Source organism: Lewinellaceae bacterium (genome assembly GCA_020636105.1).
Lineage (GTDB): Bacteria > Bacteroidota > Bacteroidia > Chitinophagales > Saprospiraceae > BCD1.
Map to the genome: position 1 here is coordinate 3,882,931 of JACJYL010000001.1, position 16,217 is coordinate 3,899,147.

Here is a 16,217-nt window from a genome sequence, read left to right on the forward strand (position 1 = left end):
TTGTGGGATTAAATGGAACAACCGGCGATGGTGCTATGGTTGCTCCATGATACTCATGATCTGACAATGAAAAAACATCAAAAACGAAAAATCGATGTGCTCGTGATCTCGGATGTGCACCTTGGAACCTTTGGTTGCAGGGCAAAGGAATTGTTGAATTATCTGAATACAGTGAATCCGCAAACCCTGGTCTTAAACGGAGACATCATAGACATTTGGCAATTCAATAAGCATTTTTTTCCCAGCTCACACATGAAGGTGATTAAACATCTGACTTCTTTATTGGCGAAGGGCACAAAAGTATATTATGTCACGGGAAATCACGACGAAATGCTCCGAAAATTCAAGGGACTCAGACTGGGGTCTTTTGAGATCGTCAATAAGATCGTGCTCGAAATTGACGGGCGCAAAGCGTGGATTTTCCATGGTGACGTTTTTGATGTAAGTATGAAACATTCCAAATGGCTGGCAAAACTTGGAGGTTTGGGGTATGACCTGCTTATTATGATCAATACCCTTTTTAATTTCGTGAGTCAAAAAATACTGGGAAGAGGGCGAATCTCACTTTCCAAAAGAATAAAGAATGGGGTAAAAAGTGCCTTAAATCATATAAATAATTTCGAAGAAACTGCTGCGGATATAGCCATCTCCAACGGGTATGATTTTGTCATCTGCGGGCATATTCATCAGCCCAAAATGCGGGAAATTATCAACCAGGAAGGAGGACGGGTTATGTATATGAATTCGGGCGATTGGATCGAAAACCTTTCTGCTCTTGAATATGCCAAGGGTGAATGGACTATATATGATTATTTTAATGATCCGGTGGTTCAGCAAATCAACCAGAAAGAACAATCCAAACAACCACAAGAAGTTATGCAAATAGATTACTCCAGTAAGCAGCTATTGTTTGAGCTGGTGGAAGAGTTTAAGGTTAGCGGTTTCCGGGTTTAGTAATAGGACAGGTTCGAAATGTTATGAAATTAACCATTTCTTCCGGTCCTCTTACTTTAATAATTTTATCAATCCTAATCCTAAAAAAAAAGCAGAGCATACCGGTTAATGACCGGTATGCTCTGCTTTTTTGCGCTCAGAAAGGCTGAAAAGGATCAATGAGATTTATCACCTGCCCAGTTCAGTCCGATATGGGTGCCGTCCGGGATGACGGTTCCTTTAGGGATGACAACGACGCCGTCCCTGATATAATGGGTTTTCTCCTTCGCATCGTCAAGTGCAACACTTCCATGGATGTGGACATTATTTCCAATGCGACAGTTTTTATCGACGATAACATTTCTTAGAAAACAATTTTTACCGATTCCCAGGCTAATGGTTGATTCGTCCAGGATTTGGTCAATGGTTTCGTAATAATCGTTACCCATGATGATGGAGTTGGATATGTCGGTATTTTCTCCAATTCTCGATCTGATCCCAATGACGGAACGTTCCACTTTTTTTGCATGGATAAAGCAACCTTCAGCTACAATGGCCTGGTTAAACCAGGTGCCAAAAATTTTTGATGGTGCCAGAAGACGTGCCCGGGTGTAAATGGGTTTTTCCCGGTCAAAAAGGTTAAACTTCGGAATATCGTCCGTCAGGGCAATATTGGCTTCGTAAAAAGAACCAATGGTTCCGATATCTGTCCAGTATCCGTCAAAAGAATAACTGGCCACTTTATGGCCGTTTTCGATGGCAAAAGGAATGATATTTTTGCCAAAGTCCATGGCCTTGTCGTTCTGATCGAGGAAAAATTTGAGGCTTTTTTTATTAAAAATGTAAATACCCATTGAGGCCAGGAAATGTTTTCCGGCAGCTTCATGCTGTTCGGTTACCGGGGATTTCCAGTCGTCAAGTACTTCGGCGGTCGGTTTTTCAATAAACCTTTCGATGTACCCCTTTTCATTGACTTTCATAATACCAAAACCCGGTGCATCTTTTGCGTTGACGGGGATAGTGGCTATGGTCAGCTCAGCTTTTTGCTTAATATGATATTGAGCCAGTTTTTCGAAATCCATCTGGTAGAGCTGATCCCCTGAAAGGATGAGGATATAATCGTAATCGTGCTTTGTCAGGTGTTTCATGGATTGGCGTACCGCGTCGGCGGTTCCCTGGAACCAGTTTTCGCTGGTAGGTGTTTGTTCCGCCGCCAGAATGTCTACAAAACCATGACTGAAATTGTCGAAATTGTAGGAATTTTTAATATGTTGATTTAAAGAGGCCGAGTTGTATTGTGTGACCACAAACATTCTCCTCACATTTGAATTCAGACAATTGGAGATCGGAATGTCAATAAGTCGGTATTTTCCACCGATGGGTACGGCAGGTTTAGAGCGTTTGCTGGTCAAAGGATATAGTCGTGATCCGGCTCCGCCGCCTAAAATAAGTGAGATCATTTTTATCATAGCTCGTCGTTTTTTGTGTTTTCAAACAAAAGGAGGTATTATTGTTAAATTAATCCGAGTAATTCATCATATACATTTTTATAGGCCTTTGCAGAGGCTTCCCATGAGAAATCGAGGGCCATAATTTTTTCCCTCACTTCATTTAGTGCCTTGGTATCCTTATAAAGTTGAGTGGCCCGGTAAATGGAGGTATGGGCATCATGAATAGTGAAATTGTTGAAACGGAATCCACAGCCGCTTCCGTCAGGCTCACCCATATCGATTACCGTATCTTTTAATCCGCCGACGGAACGAACGATTGGTACCGTGCCATAAGCCATGGCATACATCTGGTTGAGTCCGCATGGCTCCACCCTTGAAGGCATCAACAAGAAATCCGATCCGGCGTATAACTGATGAGCTAATCCTTCATTGTATTCCAGCCGGGCATGGAAACGACCGGGGTAAAGGTGGTTCAGGTAAGCCAGGCTACCGTGAAGATCAGGGTCTCCCGTTCCCAGAATCGCAATGGCAACATCAAGACCGCTGTGCATAATGCTATGCACGAGGTCAGGGATCATGTCGGCTCCTTTTTCCTTGGCCAGCCTTCCGATAAAAGTTACCAGGGGCAGGGCCATGTTGAGCGGAAAACTGGACTTTAAAGTTTCTTTGTTTTTTTTCTTAAAGGCCGAAACACTCCTTTTTAAAGTGTCTGAAATATAGGGGTCTGTTTTCGGGTCCCACACGGCCGCATCAATGCCATTGATGATGCCTATAGATTTATGTTGTTCATGGATGAGCAATGGTTCAAGCCCTCCTGAACTGCTTTTTAGTTCTTCCAGGTAACTTGGAGAAACCGTAGTAATGCGCCAGGAAGATTTTATGGCTGCCGCTAAAGGGGTAATGGCATTTTTCCAATCCAGCACGCCGCGGGCAAAGTTTTCGAAATGAGGCAATAAATACATTTTGTCCCAGCCAAAGGTACCATGATATTCTCCATTGTGAATGGTAAAAACGGTAGGCGTATTGCCCAGGGCCCAATTGTATTCGGGGCAGTATTTCATCATAAAAGGAATGATGCCTACCTGGTGATCATGGCAATGGATGATCTGCGGTTTTCCGGGGCTTTGAATGATCCACTGAAGGGCTGCCTGCTGAAAAGACATGAATCGGCGAATTTCGTCGCCATAACTATAACCTGCAGGATCATTGTAAATACCGGGCCGGTCAAAATAGTCAGGAATATTGGCCACAAAAAGAGGAAATCCAAGGTCTGTGGATTCCAGCTTTTCAATTCTGAACCAGACATTATGATTGTGGAGCCAGGTACTGCCCTGATAAACAGGAGAGAAAGTCTGGCTCTCGATCCACTTTGTTTTGTATTTCGGAATAAGCACTCCCGTAGATACGCCCAGGGCATTAAGGTATTTGGGTAAGGCACCAACAACATCGCCTAAACCGCCCACCTTAGCAGCTGGATAACATTCGGCGCTGATGTGAAGGATTTGCATACTTAAAGATGATTTTTCTCTTGCACTAAAGATATATTTTTTATTTTTAAAATGATAGTACTGATGACGAATTTTGAAAAGAAAACCGCTATAGGCAATTATTTTCCAACAAAAAGTACACCTGGATGAATCTTAGTTCAAGAGACAAAACGGGGTTATCGTACCGTTAAAAAAGCCTCGGCGAGCGCCAACCCTTTTACCTGTGTTTCTACGTAGTCATGGAGCGTTTGGTAATCTCCCTGCGCATATTTCAAAAAAGCCGATGCCTGACCGTAAATGGCAGAGGCATTGATTTTATGCGTCAGATAGTATCCGTCAAGGAAGTCTTTTACGCCCCCCGAAATGATTACCTGCTTGCAAAGAATTTTATCTTTCCCTCCGGAAAGGATGTCATTGATAAAACCGACCATTTCTTCAGCGGTATGCCCCACCCTGGCGATCCCTTCAAAAATTTCGATCTTGTTTTCATCCCTCAGCATTTCCAGCATGGCAAAGTTTGTGCCCCCTGCTGCACCAAATTCGATGGCAGCTAAAGGCAGTTCAAGCAGTGCTTCGAGACTTTTGGGGCCGAATCCCTGCCCGACTTCCTTGACGATGACAGACAAGCCTGGCATTTCGTCCAGGAGGCGTTTAAGGTTGTCAAGTGGTGGTTTAATGAAACGGTCGCCTTCCGGTTGAAGCCATTCCTGTAAGGGATTGATATGGAGGATGAGACCGTCGGCATTCAGGCGGTCGATCAACATTTTTATTTTATAAGATTCGCCTTGCTGGAACAGTTGTTCCACCTGGGCCACGCCGAGGTTGGCATAAAAAGGAAGTTCGTCGCCGATAATTTTCCTGAAATCAAAATCTTTCAAACGAACATCTCCGGATAATAGAGAACGGCATGATCCCAGGCCCATACCCATGCCAAATTCACGGCACGCCCTTGCGAGATTACTGTTTATGGTAAAAGCTTTTTCCGTTCCGCCGGTCATACTTGAAACCCAGATGGGGACCTGCATTTTTTTGCCAAGGAAGTTGAAATCTCCCCCGGTCTTATTATCCGGGTGGGCAGATAACATGGGTTCATAATAAAACCGGTTATCTAAACGAGCCGCTTCAACACGGGATTTAAAAGCGAGATCTATATGGTCCCGTTTTCGGTTTTCGGCATTAGGATCATTTTCGTCTGAACCAATATTTTTTTGTTCTTTTGTCACAGATCAAAGAGGTTTTCGTGTATATTTCGTAAAATTAAGCAATTAAATTCACCAAAGGGTAAAGTATTCACCATGGACACCATGGGATTTAAATTTTGAAGCAATCCGACAATATGAAAAAACTGACCGCACCACCAACATTAGCTCAAATTGAAGAGACTCATGAAGCCATTAAACCGTTTATTCATAAAACGCCGGTGCTCACCTGTCAACAATTAGATAACATCAGTGGAGCCCACTTGTTTTTTAAATGTGAAAATTTTCAAAAAATCGGTGCCTTCAAAATGCGCGGAGCTACCAGTGCCGCACTTCGTTTGACCGACGAAGAAAAGCGCGCAGGACTGGCAACCCATTCCTCCGGTAATCATGCCCAGGCCGTAGCACTAAGTGCTAAATTGATGAATATCCCGGCTCATATTGTCATGCCGGATGTATCCCCGGGAATCAAAGTGAATGCTACCCGGGGATATGGTGCACAGATTTATTTTTGTGACAATAACCAGCAGGCCCGCGAGGATGCCCTGGATAAAGTATTACAGGAAACGGGCGCCGCCTTTATTCACCCTTACGACGATTATAATGTTATTGCCGGACAGGCTACGGCCTCAAAAGAGCTGCTCGAAGCGGTTCCTGAACTGGATATTGTACTAGCCCCCATCGGCGGTGGCGGTCTGATGAGCGGAACCGCCCTGTTGACAAAATACCTGTCAGGAAATACCAAAGTATATGGAGCGGAACCTCAAAATGTGGACGACGCCTGGCGTTCCTTTACTTCCGGCAAACTCCAAAAAAACACCACAGTCAATACTGTTGCAGACGGGCTGCGGACCAATTTGAGTGAAAGAACATTTGGCATCATTCAAAAGTATGTGGATGATATTTTTACCGTTTCGGAAGATGCTATCCTGGAAGCAATGATGTTGATTTACGAACGAATGAAAATCGTCATTGAGCCTTCTTCCGCCGTTCCCTTTGCAGTGGTGCTCGCCCATCCTGAAATTTTCAAAAATAAAAGAACCGGTATTATTTTGAGCGGAGGAAATGTTGATTTGAAACAAATTTTTTCCTGAAACTTGTCTAAAATAATACATACACTATCGAAAAATGAAACGTTTTTAGCCCCATTTTTCCCAAATTCGGCCCTGCCTGGTCAGACCTGAGTTTAACCTGGCGAACTCGCCTTTTATAGAATTTTTTAAATTATCAAAACTACGATCGAACATGAAAAAAATCGCCTTGCTCTTATTGGCTGTAATAATGATCCTCCCCGATGCCCGGGCCCAGAAAAAAACACTTTCGGGAAGTTCCCTGTTCGGAGACCTTCGTGCGCGTCAGATCGGTCCGGCCTCCATGAGTGGCCGGGTGACTTCCATCGCCGGCGTTCCGGGGAAATCTGAAGTGATCTATATAGGCACGGCCGGCGGCGGCGTCTGGAAAACGGTTTCCGGCGGTCCCGTACTCAGGCCTGTATTTGATGAGCATATTATGTCAATAGGCAAAATTGCCATCGACCCTAACCATACCGAAACGGTTTGGGTGGGTACCGGGGAAACCTGGGTGAGAAACAGTGTATCCGTAGGCAAAGGGTTGTATAAGTCCACCAATGGCGGTTCAACCTGGGAGCTCATGGGTTTTGAAAATTCGGAACGCATTGCGGATATCATCGTTCATCCCCAAAATTCCGATATTGTTTACGTAGCTGTTTTAGGGCATCTTTGGGATGGCAATGAAGAACGCGGCGTTTATAAAACAACGGATGGCGGCACTACCTGGACCAAAATTCTTTTCGTCGATCAGGATACCGGGGCTACTGACCTGGATATCGATCCCGAAAACCCGGACATTCTTTATGCGGCGATGTGGAGTTTCCGCCGGTTGCCCTGGACCTTTGATTCAGGGTTTACAGGAGGGAGTGGCTTGTTTAAAACAACAAACGGAGGAACTACCTGGAATAATATTCACAATGGTTTGCCGGAAGGTAAGTTGGGAAGACTGGCCATCGCTGTTGCTCCGTCCAACGGGAATTTAATCTATCTGTCCGTTGAATGTGAGGATGCCACAAAAAAGGGCCTTTACCTTTCAACCGACCAGGGCGATTCCTGGAAAAGGGTGAGTACCGAATTCAACACGACAGTTCGGCCGTTTTATTTTGCCAATATGGTGGTGGATCCGGCCAATGACAGTATTGTCATGAAGTGTGGATTGCAGGCGATCATCAGCGAAGACAGAGGGGCTCGTTTTCGCTCCGTTGACCAAAGTGTGCATTCGGATATTCACGATATCTGGATCGATCCTGCTAATACCAAACATGTGCTGGTGGGAACGGATGGGGGCGTTTATGAGTCGCTGGACAGGGGGCATACCTTCAAGATGTGGATGAACCTGCCGGTTTCCCAATTTTACCACGTAAGTGTGGATAATGACATTCCTTATAATGTTTATGGCGGCTTGCAGGACAATGGTTCCTGGTTCGGGCCTTCCCAGAAAGCAGGAGGCATCACCAATGCAGATTGGGAATCGACCTTTGGCGGGGATGGTTTTTATTCTTTCCGCCATCCTAATGATAATAATATCATTTTCAGTGAATACCAGGGAGGCAACCTCGTTCGCTACAGCAAAAAATCAGGACAGGCCAAAAACATCCGGCCTTTTCCAAAGCAAGGAGAAGAAAAGTACCGTTTCAACTGGAACGCGCCCATCCATCAAAGTCCCAACAATCCGGACCGAATGTATTTTGGCTCGCAGTATTTGTTTATTACGGAAGATATGGGAGATTCCTGGAAAAGCATCTCTCCGGATCTGACCACAAATGATCCCGAAAAACAAAAACAGCATTTGTCCGGCGGATTGAGTGTTGATAATTCAACTGCCGAGAATCATTGCACCATTTATGCGATCGCAGAATCCAAAGTGGATGAAAAAATCATTTGGGTGGGAACGGATGACGGCAATTTACAGGTTACTTCCGACGGCGGCAGCCTTTGGAAAAAGACCAATGTTAATATTCCTGACCTGCCACAAAATGCCTGGGTAACCGGTATAGAAACGAGTCATTTCGATGCAAAAACCGCCTATGTAACCTTTGATGACCACCGTAGAGGAAACCAGCAACCTTATATTTACAAAACAACAGACCTGGGCGAAACATGGACTTCCCTCGTTACGGAGGAAATTGAAGGTTATGCCCTTTCCGTTCGGGAGGATACTAAAAAATCCAATTTACTTTTCCTGGGAACGGAATTCGGGTTGTTCATTTCCATCGATGGAGGCAAAAGCTGGGCGCATTTTGATAATAATATGCCCAAGGCAGGCGTACGGGATATGGTTATCCACCCACGCGATAATGCCCTGGTGATGGCAACTCATGGTCGCGGGGTGATCATTCTGGACGATATTACTCCTTTACGTCAGTTAGCGGAAGAAATGCTTTCCTCTTCTTTTCAATTTTTAAAGACGGCTCCCACCGTATTGCGTGATCCCGGATCAGGAGGCGCCTGGTTTGGAGGTTCAGGTAATTTTGTAGGAGACAATCCCAGCACCGCCGCCCAGATCGTTTACTATATGAATCGCCGGCATACCTTTGGTAAAATGTATATAGAAATCTGGAAGGACGGAGCATTGCTGCGCACGCTGCCAGCCGGTAAAAGCGCCGGCATCAATGTAGTTGACCTGCCAACGGCCCTGAAAAAACCCAAAGCGGCCCCGACAAAAAACAGGTCGGCTCTCGGCGGCTCTCTCTTCGGGCCCAATCTGGCCGCTGGGGAATATGAAGCACGCGTCATTAAAGGAAAAGAAACATTCACAACCACTTTTTCACTGGTCTATGACCCTTATTCGGAATACACGACAGAGGATCGGAAGGTGCAGCGGGAATACACCATGAAGTTGTATGATATGACGGAGGAACTGGCTTATATCTATCAAACCCTGAATGATATTGAAAGCAAAGCCAATGCTCTTGCAGAAGCCAACCCAAAGCAGGCAAAAAAGATCAAACCGCTGGCAGAGACGGCTAAAAAAGAAAAAGACAAACTCGTAGCCCTCGGCGGTGATTTCTACGTGGACGAAGGCGAGGAGATCAGGGAACGGATTTCCAACCTCTACGGCATGGTCAGTTCCTATCCCGGACGACCTTCTGACTCCCAGATGGAAGAAACGGATAAACTCCGTACCGAAATGGATGCGGTTGATGCGACCTTCAAGGATGTGCTTACCATGGTAAACAAAACCAATGAATTGTTAAATAAGAAAGGGCTTGGATCGATTGAAATTCAGTCCAAAGAATCATACCTAGAAGGGGAGTCTGAAGGAAGCGATACCGGGGGCCAGTTTTTTCAAAAAAGCAACGGCATGTATAAGGAACTGAAACGCCTGGGGTTCGATTTTAGACTTTTTTAGGACTTAAACGGGACGGCATTCGGGGCTCCTGGGGGATAAATATCAGGATGCCCGAACGTCGTCCCGTTTTGTATAGTTGAAAAGTATTACTTTTGTCAGAGTTTAAAATGACAAATAAAGGAATAAATGGAAGCTGCTGACTTATTAAAAGCCTACCAGGACTGCGATCGTTCGGCCCTCAGAAAACTCTTGCTTGCTGAGGTGCCCAAAGAAGATTTTTACCTTCCCCTACAGACATATTTACAAGAACAGGTCGAAGACCTCCGAAATCGCTTAAAAGCCGTGGTCCTTAACCCCGACGGGGAAGCCGCGCAACCATTTAAAGGGCTGGTGTATTTGCAACAACATTTCAGTCAAAAATGCCTGAATGTTTTGCCATCGGAATTTGACAAAATCCGTGATGAAATCGCTTTTGTGATCGCTGAGGCCGGCAGGGATTTACCGGAAGGCTACAAAGGGATGGCCATCGCCCTGTTGCGTTATGCCTGCAAAATCAACATCAGTAATGAAAAATTCAAAGCACAGGCGGAATTGTTGCTGAGGCGCAAAGAAGATGCCCGACTTTGGGAAACTACCCTGAATAACGAATCTGTACGCCGGAAGACCATCAGGAATTACTTCATCGCCGGTGGGTTGATCATCGGGATGCTTATTTTAGGCGTATGGGGCGTGAACCGGTATCAGGAATGGAAAAGTAAAGACCTTCCGGTTCAGGAAGACAGTGAGATTACCCGAAATGATCAACCCCGGAAACGGGTGGAAGATACCAACGAAGAATGGTTTGAGAATGAACGGTTGCTGGCCGCCTCTTTCACTATGGGGAATGAATATACCAAAGCCCTTAAAGAGCGCGGCAATGTGGAGGCAGAACTTAAGGAGCAGGGATTCCTTTTTGGCAATGACCCTATGCAGTGTTACCGAAGTTCGGCTTTTGATTGTAAGCGGCCCGCAAAATCGATCACCGTCCACGGGGATAAAAAACACGATGCTATTTTGTTTCTCCTTTGGAATAACCGTGTAGGCCGCCAGGTTTACATCAAAAAGAATACTTCTTTTTACGTTTGGCTCAATACCCATGAGGATGTATATGCGGCGGTCATCTTTGGCAAGAATTGGGACGACAACCTCGACAATCCCTGCGGCGGTAAAGGCTTCTTCAGCGAAGATATCATCTACGCACCACCCACTTCCAATGCGACCATCCCCAAAAATTTCCGTTCCGAGGATCCCAAACTCGATATCCGCCTGCGCCACGAAAAATTATTGCCCCAGCAGAAGGTGGACCAGGAACGGTTCATGTATTTGATGACGGATTATAAGTAAGGGGAGATGGACGGAAGACGGTTTACGGTTTAGGGAGATCAAGCAGGGGGGGGGAATTGTGAACTTACCGTTATGTTATACGGCATTAAAACCCAAAGAATAGAACTTAAATTGATATCAAAAATTTGCTTTCATGACTCTTGAAGTTTGAAAAGACAAGAAAATGGTTTTTACTAATTTTCGATATAATTTTAAAGTCCAGCTTTTAAAAATGAAAAATATGGAAAAAATAATATTTCTATTGCTTATAATAGTATTTAGCATAACATCAAAATCACAAACTCTTGACTGGATAAAAACAGTTGGAGGGATATGTGAGGATGTAGGGAATTCAATAGCAATAAATGAAGAAGGAGATGTTTTTACAATAGGATACTTTTGTGAAACGGTAGATTTTGATCCTAATAATAATATGACTAATCTTACTAGTGATGGATTTTTTGATATTTTCATACAAAAGCTGGATTCAGAAGGAAATTTGATTTTTGTTAAAAGCATGGGAGGAATTAGTGATCAAAAAGGAAACTCAATAGCTGTAGATAAATCAAATAATATTTATTCTACTGGTGTTTATACTGGAACTTCAAATTTTGATCCCAATGATGGTATCAGTTACTTGATGGGAAGTGAGAATATTTATATACAGAAACTTGATGAATCTGGAAATTTGATATGGGCTAAAGGTGCTGGAGGACTTAGCCATGATACAGGTATGTCGATTACAGTTGATAATGTTGGTAATGTTTATAGTACCGGTTTTTTTTCAATAACTGCAGCCTTTGATTTTAATGATGATACTTACAATTTGACAAGTTCCGGATCGAGAGATATTTTTATCCAAAAACTAGATTCAAATGGTAATTTAATTTGGGTAAGAGGGATGGGAGGTCCTAACTCAGATATAGGGAATTCTATTGCTGTTGATAATTTAGGTAATGTTTATAGTACTGGATATTTTTCTTCAATTTCAGATTTTGATCCTAATGAAGAGAATAGTAATTTCTTAATCTCAAATGGTAGTTGGGATATTTTTATACAAAAGCTAGATTCAGAAGGAAATTTGGTCTGGGCTAAGGGAATTGGAGGAACTAGTGATGATGTTGGAAATTCAATAGCAATAGATAATTACGGTAATATATATACTACTGGTAGATTTAGCGGGGCAGTTGATTTTGACCCCAATGATGGCACCTATTATTTAGAAGGCGAAGGTGAAGATATTTTTATCCAAAAATTAGATTTAGAAGGAAACTTAATTTGGGCAAAAAGGGTCGGAGGAAGTAACAATGATATTGGATATTCTATAACAACAGACGATGAAAATAATATATATATTACAGGACATTTTTCAGGGGCAGTTGATTTTGACCCCAATGATGGCACCTATTATTTAGAAGGCGAAGGTGAAGATATTTTTATCCAAAAATTAGATTCAGAAGGAAACTTAATTTGGGCAAAAAGGGTCGGAGGAACGGGAACTGGAGATGGACTTTCTATAAAGGTAGATGAAATGAAAAATATTTATATTACTGGTTATTTTTCAGGAACTATAGATTTCGATCCAGATGAAAATATTTTTAATTCCATTTCTGCAGAAGGTGGACCTAATGATATATTTATATTGAAACTAACTGGAGAATTGAATGTAGGATTAAATTACATACAACAATCAAAAGTCAAACTATACCCCAATCCAAATAGTGGTCAATTTAATATAGAAATATCTGAAGAAGTAGAAAATGCCCGATTCGAAGTAGTAAATAACCTGGGTAAGAAAGTTTATAAGGGTTTTCTAAATAAAACAGCTAGCACGATTAACCTACCAGGATTATCATCTGGAATTTATCATATTACAATAATACTAGATACAGGAAGAAAATTCTATACAAAATGTATTTTGGTAGATTAACTTTGAAACGCCGTACAACATTGGGCTGTCAATGCCTCCTAAACGTCGGCACTGCTTTTGCGCGATCCAACTTAGTTATGTGCCATTGATGATAAAATATGAACGAACCAAGAAAACACCATTTTGTACCGGAAGTTTATTTGCAAAGATTTGCAATAAATCACATACTTTTTTGCAGCAGACCCAGCACAAAAAAGCAAGTCGAATTACACCAACAGAAGTAGGTGAATTAACTTCTTATATAATATCATTAAAAGATACAAATCCTGAAAAGGCTAAATTCCCCCAGGGTAAAAAACAATAACTACAGCTCCACCAGACCATAAAAATCAAAATTATGGATGAATTCATATCAAACTGGAAAGCCGATTCCGTCAAAAATGAGGATGAGAATTTCGATTTTTTGACCGCTTTAAAAATGAAAAATGCGCGAAGGGTAGATGCCCTGGCCGCTGAAATTCATGCTGAAGCATTTCAAAAGATCAATTGCCTGGATTGCGCAAATTGTTGTAAGACCTTAGGCACTTTGGTCACTAAAGCAGACGCGATCAGAATCTCTGATTTTTTGGAAATATCGACTCAGGAATTTCATGAGATTTATTTGGAAAAAGATGAAGAGGGCGATCTGATTATAAAAACCTTACCATGTTCGTTTTTGGCGGAAGATAATACGTGTAAAATCTATTCGGTTCGACCGAAAGAGTGTAAGGAATATCCTCATACCCATAAAAAGGGATTTGCCAGCAGAAGATTTATGCATAGCCAAAATACCCTTACCTGCCCTGCGGTATTCTACATTGTAGAGAAGATGAAAAACATATACAGATACTGAACAAAAGCCTTAAAATATAACCACTAGTGCCAAAATCACAATACCACAACATACAATCGACAAGCGTTTACGTGCAGGTCGTGCTGCCGCTGGCACTGCCCAAACCCTATACGTATTTCGTGCCGGAAGAACTGGTCGACAAGATACAGTTTGGCGTTCGGGTGGAGGTGCAGTTCGGGCAAAACCGGTTGTACACCGCCATTGTGGTCAAAATACTGGATGAACAGCCGGAAGGGTTAAAGCCCAAGGCCATTCTCTCGGTGGTGGATTCCACGCCCATTGTCAATAAAATTCAACTGAAACTGTGGTTGTGGATGGCCGATTATTACGCCTGTACCATCGGGGAGGTGATGAATGCGGCCCTGCCGGCCAACCTAAAGCTTTCCAGCGAGACGCGATTGGTACTCAGCCCGGTGTTCGTGCCCGATGAGATCCTGCTCAACGACCAGGAATTTCTCATCACCGAAGCCCTCTCCCTCCAGGAAGAGATCAGCATAAAGGATGTGAGGGATATTCTCAATAAAGAAACCGTTTATCCCCTGATCAAGAGCATGTTGGAAAAACACCTGATCTACCTGAAGGAAGACCTGGTAGAAAAGTATAAACCCAAACAGGTAGCCTGTGTTCGTTTGTGTGAGCCATACGTTTCCCAACCGGGACGATTGGGCGAGGCTTTTGAAAAGCTGAGCCGATCCGATCGACAGGCAGAAGCGCTGATGGCTTATATCCAGCTATCCAAAAAACAGGATTTTGTGCGCAGGCAGGATATTTACAAACTGGCGAATGTAGATACTTCGGTGATCAATGCCATCATAAAAAAAGAAGTTTTCGAAAGCTACGATCGCGAGGTCAGCCGCATGGGCGCCTATGAAGAAGATACCGTAGATGCTGCCGAACTTTCGGACCAGCAAAACGGAGCCCTCGAAGCCATAGACAAGGCATTCCAAAACCAAAGGACGGTACTGCTGCACGGGGTTACCGGCAGCGGAAAAACACGGGTGTACGTGGAGTACATCAAAAAAGTCATGGCGGAAGGAAAACAGGCTCTTTACCTGCTGCCGGAGATTGCCCTGACGACACAGATCGTGCAAAGGCTTCAGCGTATTTTCGGGAACGACATCGTTGTTTATCACAGTCGTATGAGCAACGACGAAAGGGTGGAGATCTGGAATGCCGTCCTGAATGGAAAACCCGTGGTGCTTGGGGCACGTTCGGCCCTGTTTTTGCCTTACCAAAACCTGGACCTCATCGTTGTGGACGAAGAGCACGATGCTTCCTTCAAACAACACGATCCGGCTCCCCGGTACAATGGGCGCGATGCGGCGGTTTACCTGGCGCACCTGACCGGGGCAAAAACCATTCTCGGTACAGCCACTCCTTCCCTGGAATCTTACCAGAATGCCAAAAAGGGCAAATACGTTTTGGTCGAAATGCCGGAACGGTTTGGCGGTATTCAAATGCCTAAAATCGTCATTGCCGACGCCAAGAAAGAACTGAAGGAAGGGAAGATGATGTCGCATTTTACGACGCTTTTGCTCGACACATTAAAAGCAACGCTCGAAAACGGGGAGCAGGCCATTCTGTTCCAGAATCGCAGGGGGTATTCGCCCACTTACCGTTGCGGAACCTGTGGCTGGCATTCGGAATGCATCAATTGTGATGTGAGTCTTACCTACCATAAGTTCAAGGAGCACCTGGAATGCCATTATTGCGGGTATCATACGAAATTACCGAAAGCCTGCCCGGCCTGCGGCAGCAACGACCTCACTCTCCAGGGATTCGGAACGGAAAAGATTGAAGACGAACTCAAGATCTACCTGCCGGGGGCTAAGGTCGCCCGTATGGACCTGGATACGGTCCGTTCCAAAAATGCCCTGGTGCGACTGATCAATGATTTTGAGGAAAAGCGTATCGATATTCTCGTGGGAACGCAGATGGTGACCAAGGGGTTTGATTTTGAAAGCGTAGGTGTCGTGGGCGTTTTAAGTGCCGATCAGTTGCTGCAGTTTCCCGATTTTCGTTCGGCAGAACGGGCTTTCCAGATTATGGTGCAGGTCAGTGGCCGGGCAGGCAGGAAGAACAAACAAGGTAAGGTGATCATCCAGGCCTTTAACGTGGCTCATCCTGTGTTGAGGGAGGTGATCGACAATGATTTCAATAGCTTTTTTGCCAGGGAAATTCAGGAACGACAAACCTTCAATTATCCCCCTTTTTACAAACTCATTAAGATTACCCTTCGCCATAAAAAACCACAGGTGGTCAATGACGGGATGCGTGTCTATGCCTCTTTTCTAAAGAAAAAACTGGGCAGTTGGGTGATCGGCCCTGCCGTACCTTACGTTTCGCGTGTCCGTGGGTATTATATCCTCGACCTTATGGTGAAAATGGAACCCCATCCGAACAAGATGAAATTCGCCAAAGAATCCATCGCCGAAGCGGCCATCTACCTGAGCCAGGGGCAGGGATTTTCGACCATTCGGGTGAATGTGGACGTGGATCCGATGTAGAGGGAGGGTTCAAGTGGTTCAAGTGGAGCGCAGCGACATCCCGCACCTTAGGTCGGGAGAGTTCAAAGGGCAGGCGGCGACATCCCTGTACTGTATATCGGGAGAGTTTCAAATTGTTTCAAAAACTGAATTCAGGCGAGGTGCCGATGGAAGG

At 44.2% G+C, this 16,217-nt stretch carries 11 protein-coding genes; 8 read left to right on the top strand and 3 right to left on the bottom strand.

The window, feature by feature from the left end; all coding sequences use genetic code 11:
* Window positions 1–66: 66 nt before the first annotated feature.
* Window positions 67–954, top strand: a complete 888-nt coding sequence (locus tag H6571_14565) for a UDP-2,3-diacylglucosamine diphosphatase (GenBank protein MCB9324960.1) — start codon at window positions 67–69, stop codon at window positions 952–954.
* Window positions 955–1,109: 155 nt separating this feature from the next.
* Here the strand turns inward: H6571_14565 and H6571_14570 are convergent, their stop codons facing one another.
* The 3 genes from H6571_14570 to H6571_14580 all read right to left on the bottom strand — a co-directional run bounded on the left by H6571_14570 (window position 1,110) and on the right by H6571_14580 (window position 5,073).
* The gene (locus tag H6571_14570) at window positions 1,110–2,402 is read right to left on the bottom strand and encodes a glucose-1-phosphate adenylyltransferase (protein ID MCB9324961.1); all 1,293 of its coding nucleotides are present in this window, start codon (window positions 2,400–2,402) and stop codon (window positions 1,110–1,112) included.
* Between the two features lie 44 nt (window positions 2,403–2,446).
* On the bottom strand, window positions 2,447–3,892 hold the full coding sequence (locus tag H6571_14575; GenBank protein MCB9324962.1) for a glycogen/starch synthase: 1,446 nt from the start codon (window positions 3,890–3,892) through the stop codon (window positions 2,447–2,449).
* Between the two features lie 155 nt (window positions 3,893–4,047).
* On the bottom strand, window positions 4,048–5,073 hold the full coding sequence (locus H6571_14580; GenBank protein ID MCB9324963.1) for a type 2 isopentenyl-diphosphate Delta-isomerase: 1,026 nt from the start codon (window positions 5,071–5,073) through the stop codon (window positions 4,048–4,050).
* A gap of 134 nt (window positions 5,074–5,207) precedes the next feature.
* Between H6571_14580 and H6571_14585 the strand changes: the two genes are divergently transcribed.
* The 7 genes from H6571_14585 to priA all read left to right on the top strand — a co-directional run bounded on the left by H6571_14585 (window position 5,208) and on the right by priA (window position 16,063).
* Window positions 5,208–6,164, top strand: coding sequence for a pyridoxal-phosphate dependent enzyme (locus H6571_14585; GenBank protein MCB9324964.1), 957 nt, complete (start codon window positions 5,208–5,210; stop codon window positions 6,162–6,164).
* 151 nt (window positions 6,165–6,315) lie between these two features.
* Window positions 6,316–9,492, top strand: a complete 3,177-nt coding sequence (locus tag H6571_14590) for a hypothetical protein (protein MCB9324965.1) — start codon at window positions 6,316–6,318, stop codon at window positions 9,490–9,492.
* Window positions 9,493–9,618: 126 nt separating this feature from the next.
* Window positions 9,619–10,815: a hypothetical protein gene (locus tag H6571_14595; protein MCB9324966.1), complete on the top strand. Its 1,197-nt coding sequence runs from the start codon at window positions 9,619–9,621 to the stop codon at window positions 10,813–10,815.
* Window positions 10,816–11,035: 220 nt separating this feature from the next.
* Complete coding sequence (locus tag H6571_14600; GenBank protein MCB9324967.1) at window positions 11,036–12,724, top strand: SBBP repeat-containing protein; 1,689 nt, start codon at window positions 11,036–11,038, stop codon at window positions 12,722–12,724.
* An 88-nt stretch (window positions 12,725–12,812) separates the two neighbouring features.
* Window positions 12,813–13,028, top strand: a complete 216-nt coding sequence (locus tag H6571_14605; GenBank protein MCB9324968.1) for a hypothetical protein — start codon at window positions 12,813–12,815, stop codon at window positions 13,026–13,028.
* Window positions 13,029–13,061: 33 nt separating this feature from the next.
* Complete coding sequence (locus H6571_14610; protein ID MCB9324969.1) at window positions 13,062–13,556, top strand: YkgJ family cysteine cluster protein; 495 nt, start codon at window positions 13,062–13,064, stop codon at window positions 13,554–13,556.
* A gap of 26 nt (window positions 13,557–13,582) precedes the next feature.
* A complete protein-coding gene (gene priA, locus H6571_14615; GenBank protein MCB9324970.1) occupies window positions 13,583–16,063 on the top strand; it encodes a primosomal protein N' in 2,481 nt (826 codons plus the stop codon).
* Window positions 16,064–16,217 lie beyond the last annotated feature (154 nt).